The sequence below is a fragment of the Rathayibacter sp. PhB127 genome, from assembly GCF_003751665.1.
In the GTDB taxonomy this organism is placed as follows: Bacteria; Actinomycetota; Actinomycetes; order Actinomycetales; family Microbacteriaceae; genus Rathayibacter; species Rathayibacter festucae.
This window is the reverse complement of the sequence record NZ_RKHW01000004.1, coordinates 220,960-243,415: the sequence shown is the minus strand read 5'-3', so window position 1 is coordinate 243,415 and position 22,456 is coordinate 220,960. Positions and strand designations below refer to the sequence as shown.

The window sequence follows — 22,456 nt, the reverse complement described above, 5'->3', positions numbered from 1 at the left end:
CTCCAGACCACATTGAAGGTTGCCCTCCCGCGAGGGTGTATGTGGATGGAGCTGTGGACAACCGCAACGACGAAGGGCGGTGCGAGGGGACCGTGAAGTCCCGTCGCACCGCCCTCCGCGGCGTTCTCGCGGCCTTACTTGGCCGCGACCACCTGCAGCTTCACGGTGGCCTGGATGTCGTCGCGCAGACGCACCACGGCCTCGTGCTCGCCGACGTTCTTGATCGCGTTCGAGATCACGATCTTGCGCTTGTCGAGCTCGCCGTAGCCGGCCGCCGCCACCGCGGTCGCGATGTCGGAGGTCTTGACGGACCCGAAGAGGCGCCCGTCCTTTCCGGCCTTGACGGTCAGCTTCACGCGGTTGGCCTCGAGGACCTGCTTCGTGTGCTGAGCCTCCTCGATGGTCTTGTGCTCACGAGCGGCTCGCGCCGACTTGATCTGCTCGACCTGCTTCTCGCCACCGCGGGTCCACGCGACGCCGAAGCCCTGCGGGATGAGGTAGTTGCGGGCGAACCCGTTCTTCACGTCGACGACGTCGCCGGCGGAGCCGAGCCCGTCGACCTCGTGGGTCAGGATGACCTTGGACATCTTCTACCTACCTTCCGCTGCCGGCGTAGGGCAGGAGCGCCATCTCGCGGGCGTTCTTGACGGCGCGGGCGATGAGGCGCTGCTCCTGGACGGAGACGCCGGTGATGCGACGGGCGCGGATCTTGCCGCGCTCGGAGATGAACTTGCGAAGGGTCGGGACGTCCTTGTAGTCGATGACGCCCACGCGGACCGACTTCGCGGGGGCCGCGTTCTTCGCGCCCTTGCCGCGGATCGGCTTGCGGCGGTCGCCGCTGCTCTTTCCAGCCATAGTGGTTTCCTTAGATTCTGGTTCGCGTCCGTCGGCACCCCTCTCGGGGCGGGGACGCGTGATTCAGGTGAGGGCGCGCTCGAGCCGGAGGCTCAGAACGGCGTCTCGTCGTTGTAGCTGCCCGGCGTGCTCCACACGTCGCCACCGGCCGGAGCGCTGGGCGCCCACGGCTCCTCGGCCTGGCCGCCACCGCGGTTGCCGCCGCCGTTTCCGCCGGAGCCCCCCTGGTTGCCGCCGTTGCCGCCGCCGAAGCCGCCCTGGCTCGCGCCCTGGTTGCCGCCGCCGCCGCCGACCTGACCGCGTCCACCGCCGCCACCGGCTGCGCGCGTGACCTGAGCGGTCGCGTAGCGCAGCGAGGGGCCGATCTCGTCGATCTCGAGCTCGATGCTGGTGCGCTTCTCGCCTTCCTTCGTCTCGTAGGAGCGTTGCTTCAGGCGGCCGGTCGCGACGACACGGCTGCCCTTGGTCAGCGTCCCCGCGACGTTCTCGGCGAACTCGCGCCAGACGGAGGCCCGGAGGAACAGCGCTTCGCCGTCCTTCCAGTCGTTCGCCTGACGGTCGAAGGTGCGCGGCGTGGAGGCGATGGTGAAGTTCGCGACCGCGAGCCCGCCCTGCGTGTAGCGCAGCTCGGGGTCGGCGGTGAGGTTCCCCACCACGGTGATGATCGTCTCGCCGGCCATCAGCGTTACGCCTTGGGAGCGGCCGGAGCCTTGGCAGCCTTGCGGGCGGCCTTCTCGTCGGCGAGCTTCTTGGCGGCGGCGACCTGGGCGATGCCCTCTTCGGCGCGGAGCACCTTGGTCCGCATGACGGCCTCCGACAGCTTCAGCTGACGGTCGAGCTCGTTCGCGGCGGCCGAGGTCGACGTGAAGTCGACGATGGCGTAGATGCCCTCGGACTTCTTGTTGATCTCGTACGCCAGACGACGGCGGCCCCAGACGTCGACCTTGTCGATGGATCCACCATCGGTGCGGATGACGTTGAGGAACTTGTCGAGACTCGGAGCGACGGTGCGCTCATCGATCTCGGGATCCAGGATGACCATGAGTTCGTACTGATGCGTCACTAACCCACCTCCTTCGGACTGAACGGCCACGGTATTTCCGTGACAGGAGGGTATGTAGCATCTGCCCACTCCCGCGGACGCGAGTGCGTCTGGTCATGGACAACCTGACGACCCTACCATCCGCGGGGCTCCGAGCCCAGGGCCGATCCGGCGGGATCCGCGGTCGCCCGCCGGATCCCGCCGTCACCGGGACGCGCTACCGCTGGATGAACGCCAGCAGGTCCGGGTTGATCACGTCCGCGTGGGTCGTCAGCATGCCGTGCGGGTAGCCCTCGTAGATCTTCAGCGTCGAGTCCTGCAGCAGCTCGTGCTGCTTCAGCGCCGCGTCCTGGTACGGCACGACCTGATCGTCGTCGCCCTGCAGCACGAGCACCGGCACGGTGATGGCCTTCAGGTCCTCCGTCTGGTCCGTCTCCGAGAACGCCTTGATCCCCTCGTAGTGCGCGAGCGCACTGCCCGTCATCCCCTGCCGCCACCAGTTGTCGATCACCGGCTGCGAGACCTCCGCGCCGTCGCGGTTGAAGCCGTAGAACGGACCCGACGCGACGGCCTGGAAGAACTCGGCGCGGTTCGCGGCGAGCGCCTCGCGGAACCCGTCGAAGACGCTCATCGGCGTGCCCTCGGGGTTCGCCTCCGTCTGCACCATCAGCGGCGGCACGGAGGAGACGAGGACCGCCTTCGCCACGCGGCCCTGCGGCTGGCCGTACTGCGCGACGTAGCGCGCGACCTGGCCGCCGCCGGTGGAGTGGCCGATGTGGACCGCGTCGTGCAGGTCGAGGTGCCGCACCACGGCGTCGACGTCGCTGGCGTAGTGGTCCATGTCGTGTCCGGTGCCGACCTGGGCCGACCGCCCGTGGCCCCGGCGGTCGGTCGCGATCACGCGGTAGCCGTGTGCGTGGAAGAAGAGGAGCTGCGCGTCCCAGTCGTCCGAGGACAGCGGCCAGCCGTGGTGGAACACGATCGGCTGCGCGTCCGCGGATCCCCAGTCCTTGTAGTAGATCTCGACGTCGTCGTCCGTGGTCACATACGGCATGGTCGTACCTCCGTGCTCGGGTCGGCCCGGGGCACGCCCGAGTCGACGTCAGCGTGCGCTCCTCCCCGAAGCAGGGGAGAAGTGGCTCCACGATAGGCCTGCCGCGTCGCGACACGGAGGGATCGCTCCGAAGTTCGAGAACCGTTCAGACGGTACTCCGGAGGACGGGACGGATCTGGTGCCGGACGGCGCGGAGGGACAAGCTGAGCGCATGACGACGCAGCAGACGATCGACCCCTCCGTCCCGCCGAGCGGCCCCGGCTGCGTCGAGTGCGAGCAGTCCGGCTCGTGGTGGCTGCACCTGCGCCGCTGCGCGCTCTGCGGGCACATCGGCTGCTGCGACGACTCGCTGAACCGGCACGCGACCGCGCACTTCCACGAGACCGGCCACTCGGTCATCCGGAGCTTCGAGCCCGGCGAGGAGTGGTTCTGGGACTACCGGACGGACGACTACGCCGACGGTCCGCGTCTCGCCGACCCGCAGAGCCACCCCGCCGACCAGTCGACGCCCGGACCGGCGGACCGGGTGCCGCGCGACTGGCAGTCCGTTCTCACGGACCGGGACTGATCGGCTACCGATCCCGCGCGACGACGCTCAGCGCGCCGCCCACCACTCCTTCAGCCGCCGGGCGGCCTCCTCCTCGCCGAGCGGTCCCTCCTCGAGCCGCAGCTCGAGCAGGAACTTGTAGGCCAGCCCGACCTCGCGCCCCGGCGGGAGATCCAGGATCGCCATGATCTGCGTGCCGTCGAGGTCGGGCCGCTTCGAGGCGAGCTCCTCCTTCTCGGCGAGCTCCGCGATCCGCTGCTCCAGGTCGTCGTAGGCGTGCGCCAGCCGGTCGGCCTTGCGGGTGTTGCGGGTGGTCACGTCGGCCCGGGTCAGGATGTGCAGCCGCTCGAGCAGCGGACCGGCGTCGGTGACGTAGCGGCGGACGGCCGAGTCGGTCCAGGCACCCTCGGTGTAGCCGAAGAAGCGCAGGTGCAGCTCGATCAGCCGGGCGACGTCCGCGATGGTCTGCTTGTCGAACTTCAGCGAGCGCAGCCGCTTGATCGCGAGCTTCGACCCGACGAGGTCGTGGTGGTAGAAGCTGACCGCTCCGCCCGGCTCCAGCCGCCGGGTGGCCGGCTTGCCGATGTCGTGCAGCAGCGCGGCGATGCGGAGGGTGACGTCCGGCGCCGCGCCGGGGTTCCGCTGCCCCTCCAGCGCGATCGCCTGCTCGAGCACCGTGAGGCTGTGCACGTAGACGTCCTTGTGGTGGTGGTGCTCGTCCTGCTCCAGGCGCAGGGCCGGCAGCTCGGGGAGGAAGTAACCGGCCAGACCGGTGTCGACCAGCAGCTCGAGTCCGGCCCGCGGCGAGGCGGTTACGAGGAGCTTCCGCAGCTCCTCCTGGATCCGCTCCGCGGAGACGTCGTCGATGCGCGGGGCCAGCTCGGCCATCGCCCACTCGACCTCGTCGGTCGTCCGGAAGCCGAGCTGCGAGGTGAACCGCGCGCCGCGCAGCATCCGCAGCGGGTCGTCGCCGAAGGAGAGGTCGGCGGCGGCCGGCGTGCGCAGCCGGCCCGCGAGCAGGTCCTCCACTCCCCCGGCCGGGTCGACGAGCACGATCTCGGGCAGCCGCAGCGCCATCGCGTTGACGGTGAAGTCGCGGCGCACGAGGTCGCCCTCGAGGCTGTCGCCGAACTCGACCTCGGGCTTGCGGCTGACGCCGTCGTAGCTGTCGCTGCGGTACGTGGTGATCTCCACCGTCTCGCCCGCGATCCGCGCGCCGATCGTGCCGAACGCGCGGCCGATGTCCCAGTGCGCCTCGGCGATCGGAGCGACGATCCGCACGATGTCGTCCGGCCGCGCCGAGGTCGTGAAGTCGAGGTCGTGCACGCCGTGGCCGAGGAAGGCGTCGCGGACCGGGCCGCCGACCAGCGCGAGCTCGTGGCCCTGCGCGGCGAACGCCTCCGCGAGCCGGGCCACCGTCGGTGTCGCCGCGAGCGCTCGGAGGGTCTCGAGGGCGGTCTGGACGCTGTGCATCCGGCAGATCCTACCGGGGAGGCGTGACCGGGCCGCGGTGCGCGCCGAGCCGCAACCGCCTCGACCGGTTACGACTGCTGAGCGACTCCGCAGCGCATCCCGCGGTCGATCAGCCGACCGCCGGGGGGCCTGCCCGTAGAATCACCCGCATGGAGGCCGAGTGAGTTCGATGCGTCGGCACGACCTCACCCCCTCCGATCGTCCCCGCCCCCGGCGAGCGGTCCCGCAGCTGCTCCGCTCCGCCGGTGCCGCTGCGCTGTCGATCGCGCTCCTCGGCGGCGCCCTCCCCGCGGCGGCCGCCGCCGAGCGCACGGCCCTCGAGTCCGGGCAGGCCACCGTCACCGCGACGGTCGGCGCCGCGAACGACGGCGTCCTCCTCCCCGGCCAGGACCTCCAGCTCGCGATCTCGGTGCGCAACGGCACCACCGAGTCGATCGACGGCGCACGGGTCGAGGTCGCGATCGACGAGGACACCCTCGACTCCCGGGCCGAGCTGGCGGAGTGGCTCGACGGCGAGTCCGAGGACGAGGGCACGAGCACCGGCGACGGCGCCGACGTGCGACTGCTGCCCTCCAGCTCGGCACAGGTCGGCGTCACCGTGCCGGCCGCCTCGCTCCCCTTCTCGATGGACTTCGGCCGAGACCCCGAGGCCTTCGGCAGCCACGCGATCTCGGTGACCGTCACCAGCCCCGGCGGCACCGTCGCGACCGGCCGGGGCGTCGTCGAGCTGACGACCGGCTTCCCGAGCGAGCAGGAGACCGGCGTCAGCGTCCTCGTGCCGCTCACCGTCCCCGACACCGCCGACGGCCTGCTCTCGGCCGAGACCCTGCAGGACTACACCCAGACCACCGGCACGCTCTCCCGCCAGCTCGACAGCGTCGACGGCCGCGCCGTCACCCTCGGCGTCGACCCGCGCATCCTGGCGTCGATCCGCGTCCTCGGCGACACGGCACCGGAGTCGGCGACCGCCTGGCTGGAGCGGCTCCAGTCGGTGCCGAACGAGGTCTTCGCCCTGCCCTACGCCGATGCGGACGTCGCCGCCCAGGCCCAGGCCGGCCTCTCCACGCTCCTCGCGCCGACCTCGTTCGAGTACGCGCTCGATCCCGCGCTCTTCGCGCCGACGAGCACGGGCACGCCGACCCCCACGGCCGTGCCCGACGACTCGACCACGCAGGACCTCCCCGACCGCCCGACGACGGAGTCGCTCCTCGCCTTCGACTGGTCGCCCACGGTCGGCAGCATCGCCTGGCCGGACGACGGCACGGTCCGTGCGGCGGATCTGGGCGTGTATGCCACGGGCGGCATGACCCGCACGGTCGTCTCCTCCGCAGGCCTCGTCCTGCCCGACGGCGTCTCGACCACCACCCGCGCCACGGTCGACGACCACGACGTGATCGTCGCCGACAGCGCCCTCTCCACCGCCTTCGACGCCGCCGTCAGCGCGAGCACCGACTCGGAGTGGCGCGCGAGCATGGCCGACCTCACCGCCGACCTCGCGCAGGTGCAGCGGGAGGACGAGTCGCCCGACGTGGTCCTCGCACTCGATCGCGGCGCGGCGATCGACGGCGTCCGCCTCGCCCAGACCCTCGACGCCGTCGACGCCCTGCCCTGGGCCGAGGGCTCGTCCCTCGCTGCCGCCCTCACGTCGTCGGCCACGGAGGACGCGACGGTCGTCGACTCCCCCGAGTCGGAGCAGCGCCTCGAGGGCGTCTCGGACCTGCTGACCGCGGCCGCCCGCGTCGAGTCGTTCTCGGCCGTCCTCACCGAGCCGGAGCTGCTCAGCGGCAAGCGCCGCAACGACCTCCTGGCCCTGCTCGCCGTGACCTGGCGCGAGGACGCGACCGGCTGGCAGGAGGCGGTGACCGCGAGCCGCGAGCAGGCCGACACGACGCTCTCCTCGGTCGCCATCGAGAGCTCCGACAGCGTCACCCAGCTCTCGCGCGACTCGAGCATCCCCGTCTACGTCCGCAACGACCTGCCCTGGCCCGTGACGGTGCGCATCCAGGCCTCGACCTCGAACGCCGTCCTCGACATCGACGAGTCCTCGGTCGAGCCGACCGCGATCGACGCCCGCTCCCAGGGCCGCGTCCTCATCCCGGTGAAGGCCCGCGTCGGCAACGGCGAGACCGAGCTGCGCATGCAGCTCACCGCGCAGGACGGCACGCCCATCGGCACGCCCACCGGCATCGTGACCAACGTCCGCGCCGACTGGGAGACCGTCGGCACCCTGGGCATCGGCATCCTCCTCGTCCTCGTCTTCGGCGCGGGCATCCTCCGCAACATCCGCCGGCGCCGCCGCGGCGACACCCCCGGGGAGGACGAGGAGGACCCGAACGCCCCCCTCGCCGTCCAGCCGGGCCTCGACGACGATCGAACGGATCCCCGTGGCTAGCTTCTCCCTCGGTCGCGCGAGCGCCGTCCTCGCCTCCGGCACGATGGTCTCGCGGGTCCTCGGCTTCGTGATGTCGCTGGTCTTCACCCAGACCATCGGCCTCGTCGGCCAGGGCGCCGACGCCTTCACCGTCGCCAACGGCCTCCCGAACACGATCTACGCGATCATCGCGGGCGGTGCGCTCAACGCGGTCCTCGTGCCGCAGATCGTGCGCGCCGGTCTCCAGGCCGACGGCGGTCAGCGCTACATCAACAAGCTGCTGACCCTCGCGCTCCTCGTCCTCCTCGGTGCCGCGGTGATCGCGACGCTCGCCGCACCCCTGCTGATCCAGCTGAACGCCTCGCAGTACGGACCGGAGCAGACCCGCCTCGCCGTCACCTTCGCCTACTGGTGCCTGCCGCAGGTCTTCTTCTACGGGCTGTACACGATCCTCGGCGAGGTGCTCAACGCGCGCGGCTCCTTCGGTCCGTTCACCTGGACCCCGGTCGTGAACAACGTCGTCGCCATCGGCGGGCTCCTGGCCTTCCAGCAGCTCTTCGGCTCCGACGGCGGAGGCGACCGCGTCGCCACGCAGTGGACGCCGGAGATGATCGCCGTCCTGGCCGGCTCCGCGACCCTCGGCGTGGCGCTCCAGGCGATCCTGCTCGTCTTCTTCTGGAAGCGGGTCGGGCTGCGCTACCGTCCCGATTTCAACGTGCGCGGCGTCGGCCTCGGCCGCGCCGGGAGGATCGCCGGCTGGACCTTCGCGACACTGCTGCTGACGGTCGCCGCGGGCTTCATCGAGAACAACACGGTGAGCGGCCCCTCGGGCGACGATGCCTCGGCCACAGCGCTGCAGAAGGCCTGGCTCGTCTTCATGCTCCCGCACTCGGTGATCGCCGTCTCGATCGCCACCGCGTACTACACGAAGATGAGCGGCCACGCCTCGCGCAACGAGATGAAGGACTTCCGGAGCGACATCTCCACCTCGATCCGGGTGGTCGGGCTCTTCCTGTTCTTCGCCACAGCGGCCCTCGTGGTCTGCGCCCGCTCCTTCGCGACGATCTTCGCGCCGACCGATCCCGTCGCCGCTGGGCAGATGGCCATGATCATCACCGCGTACGTCATCGTGCTGCCGCTGTTCTCGACGCTCGCGATCGTGCAGCGCGGGTTCTACGCCCTCAACGACGGCCGCTCGCCGTTCCTCTACACGCTGGTGCAGACCGCGATCATCGTCGTCGGCTGCGGGATCGCCTTCCTCCTCCCCGACGACTCGACCGCGTTCTTCGTCGCGCTCTCGATCTCGGCGGGTGTCGCCGTCCAGGCGCTGATGGCGTGCCTGATGCTCCGGAAGAAGCTCGGCGGCTGGGGAGGAACGCGCATCGCGTTCCGCTTCGCCACCTACGCCGCCGCGACCCTCCCCTCGATCGGCGCCGGCTTCCTGGTGATGTTCGTCCTCGCCCAGGCGGACGACTACCCGGCCGCCGGCTGGCCGCAGGCCCTCATCTCGATGGTGCTCACCGGCGTCGTCATGGCCCTCGTCTACTTCGGCCTGCTCTGGGTCCTCCGCGTCCCGGAGCTGCGCGCGATGGCAGCGCCGCTGCTCCGCCGCCTCGGGCGCTGACGCGGCACGGGACGCCCGCGCGTTCCTGAGAGCCCCCGTCGCGACACTGGGACGTCACCGGACCGGTGGTGCGCCCTCGGGCGCGACGTGGAAGGGTGGGGGCGTCCTCCGGCAGAGCCGCCTCCCCCACCCCCCTCCCGCCGATCCGGAAGGCGCGATGCGCTCCACCTTCGTCCTCCTCCGCGTGCTCGTCGCGGCCGCCGTCCTCACCGCGACCACGGTGAGCTTCCTCGACTCCCACGCCTTCTGGGTCGAGGCCCGCTTCCGCGACCGCGCCACCCTCGCCGCCAACTTCTTCAGCTACATCACCGTCGAGGTCTGCCTGCTCGCGGTGGTCGTCCTGCTGATCGGCGCCGTCGTGCTCGCGCGCGGCGCGCTCCCGGAACCGCGCTGGTTCGCCTGGCTGCGCGCCGGGGTCGTCACCTACATGGTCGTGATCGGAGTGGTCTACAACCTGCTCCTGCGCGGCACGGTGGTCACCGGCGCCGGGGCCGGCCAGGACTGGACCAACGAGGTCATGCACGTCGTGGCGCCGCTCGCCCTGATCCTCGACTGGCTCTTCGCGCCCGGCCGGCGCCGCCTCTCCTGGGCCGCCGTCCCCGCGCTGCTCGCCTTCCCGGTCGCCTGGTTCGTCTACACGATCATCCGGGCGCCCCTCGTCTACGACCAGATGAAGCACGAGCAGGTCTGGTACCCGTACCCGTTCCTCGATCCTCGCCTGGCCGATCCGCCGATCGTCCCCGGCGGCATGATCGCGGTGGTGTTCTACGTCGTCGCGATGACGGCGGTCTTCGCCTCGGCCGGCTGGCTGACGGTCCTGATCTCGCGCCGGTCGATCGGGCAGCGCGGCACTCCTGCGGGCTCGGCGGAGAAAGAGCCGGTCAACGCAGCTTTCTGAGCCGTCCCGCGGAGAGCCGTCCGGCGACCCTGACCGCGGGCCGAGTGCCCCGGACGCCACGGAATAGCCCCCGCCTAGGATGTGTTGTAGCCCCTGGAGCCCGGGAACGACAGAGCGAGCGGGACCGGCTCCGCGGATCCGCTCCCAGCACCGGATCCGGGCAGACCACCCCCTCCGGCGGACCGCCGGTACAGCCCCGCTCAGCACAGACCTCGAGGAGTTGCCGTGCGCGACATCGTCATCATCGGATCCGGCCCCGCAGGCTGGACGGCCGCCATCTACGCGGCGCGCGCCGATCTGCACCCGGTGGTCGTCGCCTCGTCCGTCGAGATCGGCGGCGACCTGATGAACACCACCGACGTCGAGAACTTCCCCGGCTTCCCGGACGGCGTCCTCGGCCCGGAGCTGATGACGGCCATGCAGAAGCAGGCCGAGAAGTTCGGCGCGGAGACGTTCTACGACGACGTCGTCTCCCTCGACCTCGAGGGCGAGACCAAGACGATCCACCTCGGCTCCGGCGAGAGCATCGAGGCGAAGACCGTCGTCGTCGCCACCGGCTCCGCGTACCGCAAGCTCGGCCTGCACGACGAGGACCGCCTGTCGGGACACGGTGTCTCATGGTGCGCCACCTGCGACGGCTTCTTCTTCAAGGGCAAGACCATCGCCGTCGTCGGCGGCGGCGACTCCGCGATGGAGGAGGCGACCTTCCTCACCAAGTTCGCCGAGAAGGTCTATGTCATCCACCGCAAGGACTCGCTCCGCGCCTCCAAGGTCATGCAGAAGCGCGCCCGCGACAACGAGAAGATCGAGTTCGTCTGGAACACCGAGGTCACCGGCATCACCGGTGAGAACCACGTGAACGGCGTCAAGCTGCGTGACACGGTCGACGGCACCGAGTCGAAGCTCGAGCTCGACGGCCTCTTCATCGCGATCGGCAACGACCCGCGCACCCACATCGTCCACGGCAAGCTCGACCTGACGACCGACGGCACCATCGCCGTCACCGGCCGCTCGTCGCAGACCTCCGTGGCGGGCGTCTTCGCCGCCGGCGACGTGATCGACCCGACCTACCGTCAGGCCGTCACCGCCGCCGCGTCGGGCACCGTCGCCGCCCTCGACGCCGAGCACTACCTCGCCGCCCTCACCGATGGCATCGCCAGCACCGAGGGAACCCCGGCCGCCGAGCTCCTCACCCTCTAGTCCTCCCACCACCCCAGCACTCGAGTCGGCGCCGCCGGCTCACGAAGGAGAAAATCGTCATGTCCACCGCGAAGAGCGTCACCGACGCATCGTTCCAGGCCGATGTCCTCGACTCCGAGAAGACCGTCCTGGTCGACTTCTGGGCCGAGTGGTGCGGCCCCTGCCGCATGGTCGCCCCGATCCTCGACCAGATCTCGGCCGAGCACGGCGACAAGATCGAGATCGTCAAGCTGAACGTCGATGAGAACCCGCAGATCGCCGCGAAGTACCAGATCACCTCGATCCCGGCGATGAAGGTCTACCAGAAGGGCGAGGTCGTCAAGACCGTCATCGGCGCCAAGCCGAAGCCCGCTCTCGAGGCCGACCTCGCCGCGTTCCTCTGAGTTCGACTCCCGACGGTTCGACCGTCTGACGAAGCCCCTGCGCCCCTCTGGCGCGGGGGCTTCGTCGTTGCCGGCCGCTCCTCGTGTTTCACGTGAAACGGCCGCAGAAGGCAGGCCACGGGCCGCGCAGTGGCGTCCCGCTCCCCCGGTCCTCCCGGACCCCGCCGAGTAGTCTGGATCGATCCGGCTGACGGTCGGAGACCCTGTCCATCGAGCGGAGCGACATCACCGTGATCAACGCCGGCACCAACCTCGACCCCTGGTACGACTCCTACGCGGAGCGCACGGCCGGCCTCGCGGCCAGCGAGGTCCGAGCACTGTTCGCCGTCGCCTCCCGCCCCGAGGTGGTCTCTCTCGCCGGCGGCATGCCGTTCGTCTCCGCCCTCCCCCAGGACCTCGTCACCGACGCGATGGCCACCGTCATGCGCGAGCAAGGACCCGTCGCGCTGCAGTACGGCTCCGGTCAGGGCGTCCCGGTGCTGCGCGAGCAGATCCTCGAGGTGATGGCGCTCGAGGGCATCTCGGCCAGCGCCGACGACGTCGTAGTGACCACCGGCTCGCAGCACGCCCTCGAGCTCGTCTCGAAGCTGTTCCTCGATCCGGGCGACGTCGTCCTCTCCGAGGGCCCGAGCTACGTCACCGCGATGGTGATCTTCCGCTCCTACCAGGCCGAGATCGAGCACGTGGCGATGGACGAGCACGGCCTGATCCCCGAGGCGCTGCGCGAGCACATCGCCCGCGTGCGCGCCGCGGGCAAGCGGATCAAGTTCCTGTACACGATCCCGACCTTCCACAACCCTGCGGGCGTCACGCTGAGCTGGGACCGGCGTGTCGAGATCCTCGAGATCTGCAAGAGCGAGGGCATCCTCGTGCTCGAGGACAACCCGTACGGCCTGCTCTACTTCGAGGACGTGCCGCCGAAGGCGATGCGCTCCCTCGAGGAGGACGGCGTGATCTACCTCGGCACCTTCTCGAAGACCCTGGCGCCCGGCTTCCGCATCGGCTGGGCGCTGGCACCGCACGCCATCCGTGAACGGCTGATCCTCGCGAACGAGGCGGCGGTGCTCAGCCCCTCGTCCTTCAGCCAGCTCGTGATCTCGCAGTACCTCTCGACGGCGGACTGGCGCGCGCAGATCGACACCTTCCGCGGGGTCTACCGCGAGCGCAAGGAGGCGATGATCCGCGGGCTCGAGACGCACCTCCCCGGGCTCTCCTGGACGAATCCGAACGGCGGCTTCTACGTCTGGGTCACCCTCCCCGAGGAGCTCGACTCCAAGGCGATGCTGCCGCGCGCGGTGAAGGAGCTGGTCGCCTACACGCCCGGCACGGCCTTCTTCGGCGACGGCGACGGCCGGCAGAACATCCGGCTGTCCTTCTGCTACCCGACCCCTGAGCGCATCGGCGACGGCATCCGCCGCCTCGCGACGGTGATCAACGGCGAGCTCGACCTGCTGTCCACCTTCGCCGACGCCCGCGTGCGGAGAAGCGCCGACGTCGATCAACGCGACGCCGTCCTCCCGCCCCAGATCTCCTGACTCCGTGATCCGCGAACGACAGAAGGGCCGGTCATGACCGATTTCTCCACCCTGGACCGCACCCTCGACATCGTCGTGATCAGCGGCGGCATCAGCCACGAGCGCGATGTCTCGCTGCGCTCCGGCCGCCGGGTCGCCGACCGGCTCTCCGCGCTGGGGCACCGCATCACCCACCGCGAACCGGATGCCGCTCTCCTGACGGCGCTGCTCGACCAGCGTCCCGATGTGATCTGGCCCGCGGTCCACGGAGCGAGCGGCGAGGACGGCGCGCTGCTCGGCCTGCTCGAGGCGGCCGGCTTCCCCTACGTCGGCTCTCGCACGGACGCCGCCCGCCTCGCCTGGTTCAAGCCGACCGCGAAGACGCTCGTCGCGCGGGCCGGCATCGCCACTCCCCGCTCGATCACCCTCCCCCGCGAGACGTTCCGCGAGCTCGGCGCCGCAGGCATCCTCGACCAGGTCCGTGCGCACCTTCCCGGCCCGCTCGTCGTCAAGCCGGCGCAGGGCGGCTCCGCCCAGGGCGTGAGCATCGTGACGGAGACCGACGAGCTTCCGCGTGCGATGGTCGACGCCTACACCTACGGCGAGGTCGCGCTCATCGAGCAGCAGATCATCGGCACCGAGGTCTCCGTCGGTGTCCTCGACCTCGGCGACGGCCCCTTCGCCCTCCCCCCGGTCGAGATCGCCCCGGTGGCGGGCCGCTACACCTTCGAGGCCCGCTACAACGCGGGCGAGACCCGCTTCTACACCCCGGCCCGCCTCTCGAACGAGGTCCTCGCCGAGGTCTCTCGCGTCGCGGTCGCCGTCCACGAGCTGCTCGGCCTCCGCCACCTCTCCCGCATCGACTTCATCGTCGACCCCGACGGCCTCCCCTGGTTCTTCGACGCCAACGTCCTCCCCGGCATGACCGAGACCTCCCTCATCCCCCAGGCCATCGAGGCCTCGGGCCGCTACCTCGGCGACGTCTACTCCACCCTCGCCCGCCTGGCCCTCACCCCCTGACCGCCCCGTTTCACGTGAAACATCCGGGCCCGCACCCGCGGTCGTCCGGAGCGTCAGCCATACCGCCGTTTCACGTGAAACGCTCCCCGCACATGCTGGTCGAGTAGCCGCCTGTGGCGGCGTATCGAGACCCACCCGCCTCCCTCCAGAACGTCAGCAGTAGGGGGGGCCGGTCTCGATACGGCACTGCGCGCCTACTCGACCAGCATGCTGCCGCCTGCGAAGTACCGCACGAGTCCAGGCTCTTCCGCAGGCCTCGGTCCTACTGAACATGCTGGTCGAGTAGCCGCCCACGGCGGCGTATCGAGACCAACCTCCTGACAACAGTGGCCACCAGCGTCAGCGGACCGGTGTCGATACGGCGCTGCGCGCCTACTCGACCAACATGTCGCTGACCGCAGTGAGCCGCCGACAGACAGGCTCCTGCCCGGACCTCCGCCGACCGAACGTCCTGATCGCCCTAGCACGGGCGACAACAACATGCTGGTCGAGCAGCCGCCACCGGCGGCGCATCGAGACCCACCCGCCGAGCTGCAACCTCCACTGCAACCGATAGCTCGGTCTCGATACGTCGCTACGCGCCTACTCGACCAGCATGTGCATGCTCTCGGGCAGCCAACCGGGAGAGACGTCAGCGCCCCACGCACGTGCGTCCCACTACCATGCTGGTCGAGTAGCCGCCGACGGCGGCGTATCGAGACCCGGCCCGGCGCTCACACCGTTTCACGTGAAACGGCAACGCACCTTACGGCACCAGCGATACCTCAGTCGGCTCGCCGATCTCCGCCAGGATGCGGTTCAGATCGTGGATCGTCGCGAAGTCGATGACCACCTGCCCCTTGCGGGCTCCGAGCGTCACCTTGACCCGAGTGTTCAGGCGATCGCCGAGGTGGTCCGCCACCGTGCTGAGGTGCCCGGCATGACCGCCCTGCTCCTCCTCCGGCTCGCGCACACTGGCCTTCGGAGCCTTCAGCTGCGCGGCAGCCGCCTCAGCGGCCCGGACCGACAGGTCCTCGTTGACGATCTTGTCCGCGAGCCGGCGCATGAGCTCCGGCGTCTCCACGGACAGCACTGCGCGCGCGTGCCCCGCGCTGAGCACGCCGGCGGCCACCCGTGCCTGCACGTCGGCGGGGAGCCGCAGCAGGCGCAGCGTGTTGGAGATCTGCGGCCGCGATCGCCCGAGGCGCGTCGCCAGTGCCTCCTGCGTGATGCCGAAGTCGCTCAGCAGCTGCTGGTACGCCGACGCCTCCTCCAGCGGGTTCAGCTCGGCGCGGTGCAGGTTCTCCAGGAGCGCGTCCCGGAGCATGTTCTCGTCCGCCGTGTCCTTGACCACCGCGGGGATGGTCTTCAGGCCGGCGGCCTTGGAGGCGCGGAAGCGCCGTTCCCCCATCACCAGCTCGTACTTCGCGCCCTTGCGCCCGGTGACGGGCCGCACCACGATCGGCTGAAGCACCCCGAACTCGCGGATGCTGTGCACCAGCTCGGCCAGCTCGTCCTGGTCGAAGACCGACCGGGGCTGCGACGCGTTCGGCACGATCTCCGACAGCGACAGCTGCGCGAGCCGTGCGCCGGGGACCTGCAGCAGCTCGTCCTCGGCGTTCGCCGCACCGACCTGATCAGGGAAGAAGACGTCGACAGGCCGCGAACTGGTGTCGTCGCTGACCGGGATCAGGGCGCCGATGCCCCGGCCGAGTCCTGTGCGCTTGGTCGCCATCAGCGGTCCTCTCCATCGGGCGTCGCCGCCGGGGTCTTGGGTACGCCGCGGCGCGCGATCTCCGCCGCCGCCTCGAGATACGCGAGCGAGCCGGACGACTGCGGGTCGTAGCTGATCACGCTCTGTCCGTAGGACGGCGCCTCCGAGATCCGCACGTTGCGAGGGATCACGGCGCGCAGCACCTCCTTCGGGAAGTGCTCGCGCACATCCGCCGCGACCTGGTTGGACAGGTTCGTCCGCCCGTCGAACATCGTCAGCAGGATCGTCGAAACCGCCAGGTTCGGATTGAGGTGCCGCTCGATGAGGTCGATGTTCTTCAGCAGCTGACTGAGCCCCTCGAGCGCGTAGTACTCGCACTGGATCGGGATCAGCACCTCGCGTGCCGCGACGAACGCGTTGATCGTCAGCAGCCCCAGCGACGGCGGGCAGTCGATGAAGACGTAGTCGAACGGCTCGTCCATCCCCTTGAGCATCCGGTCCAGCGCCCGGCGGAGCCGCTGCTCGCGCGCCACGAGGGAGACCAGCTCGATCTCGGCGCCGGCGAGATGGATCGTCGCCGGAACTCCGTAGAGCGACGCGAACTCCGGGCTCTTCTGCACGACGTCCGCGAGGGGCGTGTCGTTCACGATCACGTCGTAAACGCTCGCCGTCTCGGCCCGGTGCTCGATCCCGAGCGCCGTCGACGCGTTGCCCTGCGGATCCAGGTCGATGACCAGCACCTTCGCGTCGCCTCGAGCGAGCCCCGCGGCCAGATTGACGGTGGTCGTGGTCTTGCCGACGCCGCCCTTCTGGTTGGAGATCGTGATGACGCGCGTCGTCTCGGGCTTCGGCAGCGGCTGCGCGTTCAGCAGCGCACGCCGACGCGTCATGTCCGCGATCTCGCGAGCGAGCGGGGTCGAGGCGTCGAATCCTCCGGTCAGTCCGGCGGGGTCGGATCGTTTCACGTGAAACCTTCGCTCAGCGGGTGGAAGTGGGGCAGCACCGAGGGACCGACAGTCGAGGATTCAGGGGATCGCGTGCGACGTCGTGGCGATCATCCCACTGTAGCTCGGACGACCCTCGTCACCTCGGAGAGCACGCCGTCGCCGAGCACCACGACCTCGGGCGGGGAGAGCCTGAAGCGGCGGATCTGCTTCGCCGCGGCCTCGATCTCCTTCTCGGCGTTGATGCCCTTCAGCAGGACGAGCTCGCCGCCCGGCCGCAGCAGCGGCGCCGTCAGCGGAATCAGCTTCGAGAGAGCGCTGACCGCTCGCGCCGTGACCTGATCCAGCGGCTCCGCCAGCCGGACCTCCTCGGCGCGGGCCCGAAGAACCGAGACATTCTCGAGTTCGAGCGCGTCGACCTGCTCCTGCAGCCACAGCACCCGGCGCTCCATCGGCTCGATCAGCACGAACCGGACGTCCGGCCGCACGATGCCCAGCACGACGCCGGGAAGGCCGGCACCACTCCCGACATCACCCACGAGCCCCGGACGCAGGAGAGGGGCCACCAGGGCGCTGTTGAGCACGTGCCGCGTCCACAGGCGCGGGAGCTCCAGCGGACCGATGAGGCCGCGCTCCTCCCCCTCGCTGGCGAGCGCCTCCGTGAAGCGCCGCAGGACGGGCAGTCGCTCACCGGCGATCGCGGCGGCGGCAGCGGGCTCCGGCTCGAGGGTCGGCTCCACGGCGCTCAGCCGCGGGTGATGACGGTGTGGCGCTCGCGGGCCTCGCCGCGCGACTCCGACACGAAACCGCGCTCGCCGACCATGTCGTGGACCAGCTTGCGCTCGTAGGACGACATCGGGGGCAGCGACGCCGACGTCGCGCCCTCCTCGATGCGCTCGATCGCCCGGTCGACCAGCTGGGCCAGCTCGGCCTCGCGGGCGTCCCGGGAGCCGCCGATGTCGAGGATGAGCCGCGAGAAGCCGCCCGTCTTCGTCTGCACCGCGAGACGCGTGAGCTCCTGCAGCGCCTGGACCGCGTCCGGGCGGGAGAGCACGCGCAGGTTGGTGTCGCCGGACGCCGTGACCGACAGGTAGGCCCGGCCGTTGCGGACCTCGATGTCGATGTCGCCGTCGAGGTCGCAGATGTCGAGGAACTCCTCGATGTAGTCCGCGGCGACGTCGCCCTCCTCCTCGAGCTGGGACAGCGTCGGCGCGGCACCGCCGTCGGCGGAGGAGGCCCGCGGAGCGAGCTCCTCGTCGGCCGGAGCCTGCGCGTCCGGGGCCGCCGGAGCACCGGTGAACATCTGCGTCGAATCGGTCATTCTGGGGGCCTACTTCTTTCCGGCTTGCTTCTTGGAGCGGTTCTTGCTGACGGGCTGCGCGCGCTGCACGACCTTCTTCTCGACGAGCGTGACGGTGCCGGCGTCGGTCGTCTCCTCGACGAGCTTGCCCTTGCGGCGCAGACGCTCCTCGCGGGCCTTCGCGGCCTCGCTGCCGGGGGTCGGCATGTTCCGGATGACGATGAACTGCTGGACCATCGTCCAGATGTTCGAAGTCAGCCAGTAGAACATGACGCCGAGGGGGAAGGCGAAGCCCGAGAAGGCGAAGACGAGCGGGAGGATGTAGAGCAGGATCCGCTGCTGCTTGAACGTCGGCGAGGCCTTGGCCTCGGGCGACATGTTCTTCGAGACGATCTGCAGCTGGGTGATGAACTGCGAGGCGGTCATCAGGACCACCATGACGACGGCGATGACGACGACGAGCTCCTGGCCGCCCTCCGCGAGCGCACCCTGGATCGACTGGTGCAGCGGGGCGATGCCGAAGAGGTTGGCCTCACCGAACTGGCGGGCGAGGACGTCGTCCAGCGGACCGACGCCGCGCTGGCTGTGCTGCGCCGAGTTCAGCACCGAGAACAGGCTGAAGAAGATCGGCATCTGGATCAGCAGCGGGAGGCACGAGGCGAGCGGGTTGGTGCCCGTCTTCTTGTAGAGCTCCATCGTCTCGCGGGACATCGCCTCGCGGGACAGCTGGTCGCGCTTGCCCTTGTACTTGTCCTGGATCTTCTTGAGCTGCGGCGCCACCTCCATCATGCGGCGCTGGCTCTTGATCTGCTTGACGAAGATCGGGATGAGCGCGGCGCGGATGACGAGGACCAGCCCCACGATCGACAGCACCCAGGTGATGCCGGCCGCCGCATCGAGGCCGGTGAAGGTCAGCAGCTGGTGGAAGGCGACGAGGAGCAGCTCGACCACCCACTTGAGGGGCCAGAGAATCGTGCCGAGGAGGTCCATGGGAGGGGGTCAGTCCTTTCGAGGGCCCGCGACGAACCCGAATCGCGTCACGGCGAAGCGGGTCCGGCCGGGAGCCGGTCGGTGCAGGGGGATCGAGGTCGGCACGTCGTCGACGCCGCCGGCCGCCCACGGGTGGCAGCGGAGGAGTCGGCGGGCACCGAGGACGGACCCGAGGACGAGCCCGTGGAGCTGGACCGCCTGGAGTGCGTAGGAGGAGCACGACGGGTAGTAGCGGCAGACGTCGCCGTACAGCGGCGAGATCACCGCCCGGTACACGACGAGCAGCAGGATGCCGATGTTGCGCGGCAGCAGGAGGAGGAACCAGCCCAGGCGGGCGGCCCAGGAGGCCGCGCGCGACGATCCGGGAGCGGTGGCTACCGGCGCGGTCGTCGACGGAGCGGCCGTCACCGGAGCGCCTCGCCCGTGCGGACGGCGCGCGCACGGGTGACGGCGGCGACCACGTCCTGCCGCAGCGCGGACCACGGAGCGTCGGCGCTGCCGGGCAGCGCCCGCACGACCACGTCGGTCCCGGACTCCAGCTGCGGCACGAGCTCGAAGGCGACGGCCTTGAGCCGGCGCCGCACGGTGTTCCGCTTCACGGCCGTCCCGACCGTCTTGGCCACGATGAAGCCGAACCGCACCGGTGCGTCGCCGGAGGACCTCCGGACATACGTGACGGTGTGCGGTCCTGTGGACCGCACACCGCGACGGACGACTGCCCGGTACTCGCCACCGAGGACGATGCGATGGGCTCTGGCCAGCACCGCTGGACGGAATCGCTAGGCGCTACGCCGAGAGCTCGGTGCGGCCCTTGGCGCGGCGAGCGCTCAGGATGCCGCGACCGGCACGCGTGCGCATGCGCAGACGGAAGCCGTGCACCTTGGCGCGACGACGGTTGTTCGGCTGGAAGGTTCGCTTGCTCATAGTCAGATCTCCACGTACGGGTTCCGCGGTGCGAGCGGGGCTCCACGCCGGTGGCGGGGGCTCCGGTTCGTCCGGGAAGAGGGGGTGCCCGGGTGCCGATCGGCCCGATCCGCGAGGACCGTGCTCCCGACGCCGGGCAGGCGTCAACTGACTTAAACTACGTCCTCCGCCGCCACCGGTCAAATGTGCGCCGGGCGAAACCTCGATTCTGCACACGGGACGCGGTGTTCCGCGCATTGACACGCGGATGTCGCTGTGGTGGATTTGTCTCCCGTCGGCTCCGTTGGCTACGGTGTTGAGCCGCAGTTATCCACAGGCGCGAACCGCCCCCTCCCGCGTGATCGCGGGGATCCGGCGAGGCCTGTGGAAGCGCCTGTGCAGGGATCGGGCCCCGGATCTCCGCTGGAACCGAGGGTCCGCCGTGACGGACGACAGCCCGAGGCGGCGGCCAGGATTTCGAGAGCGACCGAGGACCGGAGACAGATGCCTGACGACACGTCGATGATCGACGCGTGGAACGTGATCCGCGGCGAGCTGTCGCGGGACGAGCGCATCACCGCGCCGATGTACGGCTTCGTCTCGCTGGTGGAGCCCAAGGGCATCATGGCGGGCACCTTCTATCTCGAGGTCCCGAACGAGTTCACCCGCGGGATGCTCGAGCACCGCGTCCGCGTGCCGCTGCTGAGCGCGATCGGCGCCCTCGACGACTCCTTCGGCGTCTCGACCTTCGCCTTCGTGGTGAACCCCGACATCGAGCACGAGCCGATGAACTCCCCGTCGTCTGAGTCGCTGAACCCGTTCGAGCCGGTCACCGGCTCCTCCGCCACGGTCGCTCCCCCGGTGCGGGTGGTCGAGGAGCTGCGGACCGTGCCGGCCACCGACACCCGGCTGAACCCCAAGTACAGCTTCGACAACTTCGTCATCGGCGGCTCCAACCGATTCGCCCACGCCGCCGCGGTCGCCGTGGCCGAGGCGCCGGCGAAGGCGTACAACCCGCTCTTCGTCTACGGCGACTCCGGCCTCGGCAAGACCCACCTCCTGCACGCCATCGGCCACTACGCGATGAGCCTCTACCCGGGCATCCGCGTGCGGTACGTGTCGAGCGAGGAGTTCACCAACGACTTCATCAACTCGATCGCGAACAACCGCGGCAACGCGTTCCACGGCCGGTACCGCAACGTCGACATCCTCCTCATCGACGACATCCAGTTCCTGCAGGGCAAGGCGGAGACGCAGGAGGCGTTCTTCCACACCTTCAACCAGCTGCACGACCACAACAAGCAGGTCGTGATCACCTCCGACCTGCCGCCGAAGGCGCTGACCGGCTTCGAGGACCGCATGCGCTCGCGGTTCGAGTGGGGCCTGATCACCGATGTGCAGGCGCCCGACCTCGAGACCCGCATCGCGATCCTCCGCAAGAAGGCCGTCAGCGAGAAGCTGCTCGTCCCGGACGACATCCTCGAGTTCATGGCGTCGAAGGTGTCCAGCAACATCCGCGAGCTGGAGGGGACGCTGATCCGCGTCACCGCGTTCGCGAGCCTCAACCGCACGCCGGTCGACATGGCCCTGGTGCAGACGGTGCTGAAGGACCTGATCACGCTCGACGAGGACAACGTCATCTCGCCGGTCGACATCATCAATCACACCGCGGACTACTTCAAGCTGACGGTCGACGACCTGTACGGCTCGTCGCGCTCGCAGGCCGTGGCCACCGCCCGTCAGATCGCGATGTACCTCTGCCGCGAGCTGACCAACCTCTCGCTGCCCAAGATCGGCCAGCTGTTCGGCAACCGCGACCACACCACCGTCATGTACGCGAACAAGAAGATCTCGGAGCTCATGAAGGAGCGCCGCAGCATCTACAACCAGGTCACCGAGCTGACCACCCGCATCAAGACCAACCGCTGACGCCCGAGCCGCGGCTGCTCCCTCTCTCTCCGGTCGAGCAGCCGCGCGCGCACGCCGGCCGAGTAGCCGCGCAGCGGCGCTTCCATGCTGGTCGAGTAGCCGCGCAGCGGCCCCCATGCTGGTCGAGTAGCCGCGCAGCGGCGTATCGAGACCCCCGGTGACGCCGGATCTCGATACGCGCCCTCCGGCCGCTACTCGATCAGCATGGGACGCCCACCGCTCCCCTCTCTCCACCACCCGCACAGCGGCCCCCACATGCTGGTCGAGTAGCCGCGCAGCGGCGTATCGAGATCCACCCTCCCGGTGACGCCGTCTCCCCCTACGCCCCCGCACCACCCCGCCACGCCCGCCCTCGTTCGCCACATCGAACGATTCCGGTCGATTTCCACACGTGTGAGCAACCTGTGGATAACTGTGGACAACCGCCCTCGACCTGTGCGCTCCGAGCCCCCGCCTGTGCACTCGCGACCACCCGCCCGGATCCCTCCACAGGCCGTCCACGACCGCGCTCACACTCCGTCCACAGGTCGACTCCCTCCGCATCGCAGTCGTGAGTAGGGCTCCCGGACGTTTTCCACAGTTTCCACACGTGTTAACACTGTTAACGCAGTTCTCTCTTTAATCAGGGGCGGACCGGCAACCTCTCCACAGGGCTCGGCTGCGCCGGGAGGGCGTCGTGCTTCCGGGCACGTCGAAGCTGACGAGTACGATGGGCG

At 69.9% G+C, this 22,456-nt stretch carries 23 protein-coding genes; 9 read left to right on the top strand and 14 right to left on the bottom strand.

What is annotated here, in order from left to right:
* Positions 1 to 134: 134 nt before the first annotated feature.
* The 5 genes from rplI to EDF22_RS17620 form a co-directional block, all read right to left on the bottom strand.
* Positions 135 to 587 (bottom strand): 50S ribosomal protein L9, encoded by a 453-nt coding sequence (rplI, locus tag EDF22_RS17640; RefSeq protein ID WP_123447282.1) that lies wholly within the window; start codon positions 585 to 587, stop codon positions 135 to 137.
* A gap of 7 nt (positions 588 to 594) precedes the next feature.
* A complete protein-coding gene (gene rpsR / locus EDF22_RS17635; protein ID WP_056039813.1) occupies positions 595 to 855 on the bottom strand; it encodes a 30S ribosomal protein S18 in 261 nt (86 codons plus the stop codon).
* A gap of 92 nt (positions 856 to 947) precedes the next feature.
* Complete coding sequence (locus EDF22_RS17630) at positions 948 to 1,535, bottom strand: single-stranded DNA-binding protein (RefSeq protein WP_123706126.1); 588 nt, start codon at positions 1,533 to 1,535, stop codon at positions 948 to 950.
* A 5-nt stretch (positions 1,536 to 1,540) separates the two neighbouring features.
* On the bottom strand, positions 1,541 to 1,918 hold the full coding sequence (gene rpsF, locus EDF22_RS17625) for a 30S ribosomal protein S6 (RefSeq protein WP_123447279.1): 378 nt from the start codon (positions 1,916 to 1,918) through the stop codon (positions 1,541 to 1,543).
* A 196-nt stretch (positions 1,919 to 2,114) separates the two neighbouring features.
* Entirely contained in the window at positions 2,115 to 2,951 is an 837-nt protein-coding gene (locus EDF22_RS17620) for an alpha/beta fold hydrolase (protein ID WP_123706125.1), read from the bottom strand.
* Between the two features lie 211 nt (positions 2,952 to 3,162).
* Here EDF22_RS17620 and EDF22_RS17615 point away from each other — a divergent pair, with 211 nt between their 5' ends.
* Entirely contained in the window at positions 3,163 to 3,519 is a 357-nt protein-coding gene (locus EDF22_RS17615; RefSeq protein ID WP_123706124.1) for a UBP-type zinc finger domain-containing protein, read from the top strand.
* Positions 3,520 to 3,546: 27 nt separating this feature from the next.
* Here EDF22_RS17615 and EDF22_RS17610 read toward each other — a convergent pair whose 3' ends face one another.
* On the bottom strand, positions 3,547 to 4,971 hold the full coding sequence (locus EDF22_RS17610; protein WP_123706123.1) for a CCA tRNA nucleotidyltransferase: 1,425 nt from the start codon (positions 4,969 to 4,971) through the stop codon (positions 3,547 to 3,549).
* Between the two features lie 169 nt (positions 4,972 to 5,140).
* Here EDF22_RS17610 and EDF22_RS17605 point away from each other — a divergent pair, with 169 nt between their 5' ends.
* The 7 genes from EDF22_RS17605 (at position 5,141) to EDF22_RS17575 (ending at position 13,981) form a co-directional block, all read left to right on the top strand.
* The gene (locus EDF22_RS17605; RefSeq protein WP_123706122.1) at positions 5,141 to 7,363 is read left to right on the top strand and encodes a DUF6049 family protein; all 2,223 of its coding nucleotides are present in this window, start codon (positions 5,141 to 5,143) and stop codon (positions 7,361 to 7,363) included.
* Complete coding sequence (gene murJ, locus EDF22_RS17600) at positions 7,356 to 8,966, top strand: murein biosynthesis integral membrane protein MurJ (protein WP_260303536.1); 1,611 nt, start codon at positions 7,356 to 7,358, stop codon at positions 8,964 to 8,966. The genes EDF22_RS17605 and murJ overlap by 8 nt, the downstream gene beginning before the upstream one ends.
* A 157-nt stretch (positions 8,967 to 9,123) precedes the next feature.
* Positions 9,124 to 9,864 (top strand): Pr6Pr family membrane protein, encoded by a 741-nt coding sequence (locus EDF22_RS17595; RefSeq protein WP_123706121.1) that lies wholly within the window; start codon positions 9,124 to 9,126, stop codon positions 9,862 to 9,864.
* A 225-nt stretch (positions 9,865 to 10,089) separates the two neighbouring features.
* Positions 10,090 to 11,064: a thioredoxin-disulfide reductase gene (gene trxB / locus EDF22_RS17590; RefSeq protein ID WP_123706120.1), complete on the top strand. Its 975-nt coding sequence runs from the start codon at positions 10,090 to 10,092 to the stop codon at positions 11,062 to 11,064.
* 59 nt (positions 11,065 to 11,123) lie between these two features.
* Complete coding sequence (gene trxA / locus EDF22_RS17585; RefSeq protein WP_123447267.1) at positions 11,124 to 11,447, top strand: thioredoxin; 324 nt, start codon at positions 11,124 to 11,126, stop codon at positions 11,445 to 11,447.
* A gap of 233 nt (positions 11,448 to 11,680) precedes the next feature.
* A complete protein-coding gene (locus EDF22_RS17580) occupies positions 11,681 to 12,982 on the top strand; it encodes a PLP-dependent aminotransferase family protein (RefSeq protein ID WP_185039115.1) in 1,302 nt (433 codons plus the stop codon).
* A 33-nt stretch (positions 12,983 to 13,015) separates the two neighbouring features.
* Complete coding sequence (locus EDF22_RS17575; RefSeq protein ID WP_123706118.1) at positions 13,016 to 13,981, top strand: D-alanine--D-alanine ligase; 966 nt, start codon at positions 13,016 to 13,018, stop codon at positions 13,979 to 13,981.
* A gap of 745 nt (positions 13,982 to 14,726) precedes the next feature.
* On the opposite strand, the gene EDF22_RS17570 is transcribed toward EDF22_RS17575, so the two are convergent.
* From EDF22_RS17570 to rpmH, 8 genes are all read right to left on the bottom strand, one after another.
* Positions 14,727 to 15,695, bottom strand: coding sequence for a ParB/RepB/Spo0J family partition protein (locus EDF22_RS17570; RefSeq protein WP_123706117.1), 969 nt, complete (start codon positions 15,693 to 15,695; stop codon positions 14,727 to 14,729).
* On the bottom strand, positions 15,695 to 16,564 hold the full coding sequence (locus EDF22_RS17565; protein ID WP_123706250.1) for a ParA family protein: 870 nt from the start codon (positions 16,562 to 16,564) through the stop codon (positions 15,695 to 15,697). The genes EDF22_RS17570 and EDF22_RS17565 overlap by 1 nt, the downstream gene beginning before the upstream one ends.
* A gap of 164 nt (positions 16,565 to 16,728) precedes the next feature.
* A complete protein-coding gene (rsmG, locus tag EDF22_RS17560) occupies positions 16,729 to 17,358 on the bottom strand; it encodes a 16S rRNA (guanine(527)-N(7))-methyltransferase RsmG (protein ID WP_123706116.1) in 630 nt (209 codons plus the stop codon).
* A gap of 5 nt (positions 17,359 to 17,363) precedes the next feature.
* Positions 17,364 to 17,939: a R3H domain-containing nucleic acid-binding protein gene (locus tag EDF22_RS17555; protein ID WP_243732904.1), complete on the bottom strand. Its 576-nt coding sequence runs from the start codon at positions 17,937 to 17,939 to the stop codon at positions 17,364 to 17,366.
* A 9-nt stretch (positions 17,940 to 17,948) separates the two neighbouring features.
* Positions 17,949 to 18,908 (bottom strand): membrane protein insertase YidC, encoded by a 960-nt coding sequence (gene yidC / locus EDF22_RS17550; RefSeq protein WP_123447263.1) that lies wholly within the window; start codon positions 18,906 to 18,908, stop codon positions 17,949 to 17,951.
* Positions 18,909 to 18,917: 9 nt separating this feature from the next.
* A complete protein-coding gene (gene yidD / locus EDF22_RS17545; protein ID WP_397460176.1) occupies positions 18,918 to 19,316 on the bottom strand; it encodes a membrane protein insertion efficiency factor YidD in 399 nt (132 codons plus the stop codon).
* On the bottom strand, positions 19,313 to 19,672 hold the full coding sequence (rnpA, locus tag EDF22_RS17540) for a ribonuclease P protein component (RefSeq protein ID WP_123447262.1): 360 nt from the start codon (positions 19,670 to 19,672) through the stop codon (positions 19,313 to 19,315). The genes yidD and rnpA overlap by 4 nt, the downstream gene beginning before the upstream one ends.
* Positions 19,673 to 19,694: 22 nt before the next feature.
* Complete coding sequence (gene rpmH, locus EDF22_RS17535; protein WP_055784512.1) at positions 19,695 to 19,832, bottom strand: 50S ribosomal protein L34; 138 nt, start codon at positions 19,830 to 19,832, stop codon at positions 19,695 to 19,697.
* 483 nt (positions 19,833 to 20,315) lie between these two features.
* Between rpmH and dnaA the strand changes: the two genes are divergently transcribed.
* The gene (gene dnaA / locus EDF22_RS17530) at positions 20,316 to 21,740 is read left to right on the top strand and encodes a chromosomal replication initiator protein DnaA (protein WP_123706115.1); all 1,425 of its coding nucleotides are present in this window, start codon (positions 20,316 to 20,318) and stop codon (positions 21,738 to 21,740) included.
* Positions 21,741 to 22,456 lie beyond the last annotated feature (716 nt).

Coding starts and splice junctions, on each gene's coding strand:
- rplI (WP_123447282.1), bottom strand. CDS start 587: ATGTCCAAGGTCATCCTGACCCACGAGGTCGACGGGCTCGGCTCCGCC.
- EDF22_RS17610 (WP_123706123.1), bottom strand. CDS start 4,971: ATGCACAGCGTCCAGACCGCCCTCGAGACCCTCCGAGCGCTCGCGGCG.
- EDF22_RS17615 (WP_123706124.1), top strand. CDS start 3,163: ATGACGACGCAGCAGACGATCGACCCCTCCGTCCCGCCGAGCGGCCCC.
- yidC (WP_123447263.1), bottom strand. CDS start 18,908: ATGGACCTCCTCGGCACGATTCTCTGGCCCCTCAAGTGGGTGGTCGAG.
- EDF22_RS17565 (WP_123706250.1), bottom strand. CDS start 16,564: ATGACGCGTCGGCGTGCGCTGCTGAACGCGCAGCCGCTGCCGAAGCCC.
- rpsR (WP_056039813.1), bottom strand. CDS start 855: ATGGCTGGAAAGAGCAGCGGCGACCGCCGCAAGCCGATCCGCGGCAAG.
- EDF22_RS17630 (WP_123706126.1), bottom strand. CDS start 1,535: ATGGCCGGCGAGACGATCATCACCGTGGTGGGGAACCTCACCGCCGAC.
- dnaA (WP_123706115.1), top strand. CDS start 20,316: ATGCCTGACGACACGTCGATGATCGACGCGTGGAACGTGATCCGCGGC.
- EDF22_RS17605 (WP_123706122.1), top strand. CDS start 5,141: ATGCGTCGGCACGACCTCACCCCCTCCGATCGTCCCCGCCCCCGGCGA.
- EDF22_RS17595 (WP_123706121.1), top strand. CDS start 9,124: ATGCGCTCCACCTTCGTCCTCCTCCGCGTGCTCGTCGCGGCCGCCGTC.
- EDF22_RS17575 (WP_123706118.1), top strand. CDS start 13,016: ATGACCGATTTCTCCACCCTGGACCGCACCCTCGACATCGTCGTGATC.
- EDF22_RS17570 (WP_123706117.1), bottom strand. CDS start 15,695: ATGGCGACCAAGCGCACAGGACTCGGCCGGGGCATCGGCGCCCTGATC.
- EDF22_RS17555 (WP_243732904.1), bottom strand. CDS start 17,939: ATGACCGATTCGACGCAGATGTTCACCGGTGCTCCGGCGGCCCCGGAC.
- trxA (WP_123447267.1), top strand. CDS start 11,124: ATGTCCACCGCGAAGAGCGTCACCGACGCATCGTTCCAGGCCGATGTC.
- EDF22_RS17620 (WP_123706125.1), bottom strand. CDS start 2,951: ATGCCGTATGTGACCACGGACGACGACGTCGAGATCTACTACAAGGAC.
- rpmH (WP_055784512.1), bottom strand. CDS start 19,832: ATGAGCAAGCGAACCTTCCAGCCGAACAACCGTCGTCGCGCCAAGGTG.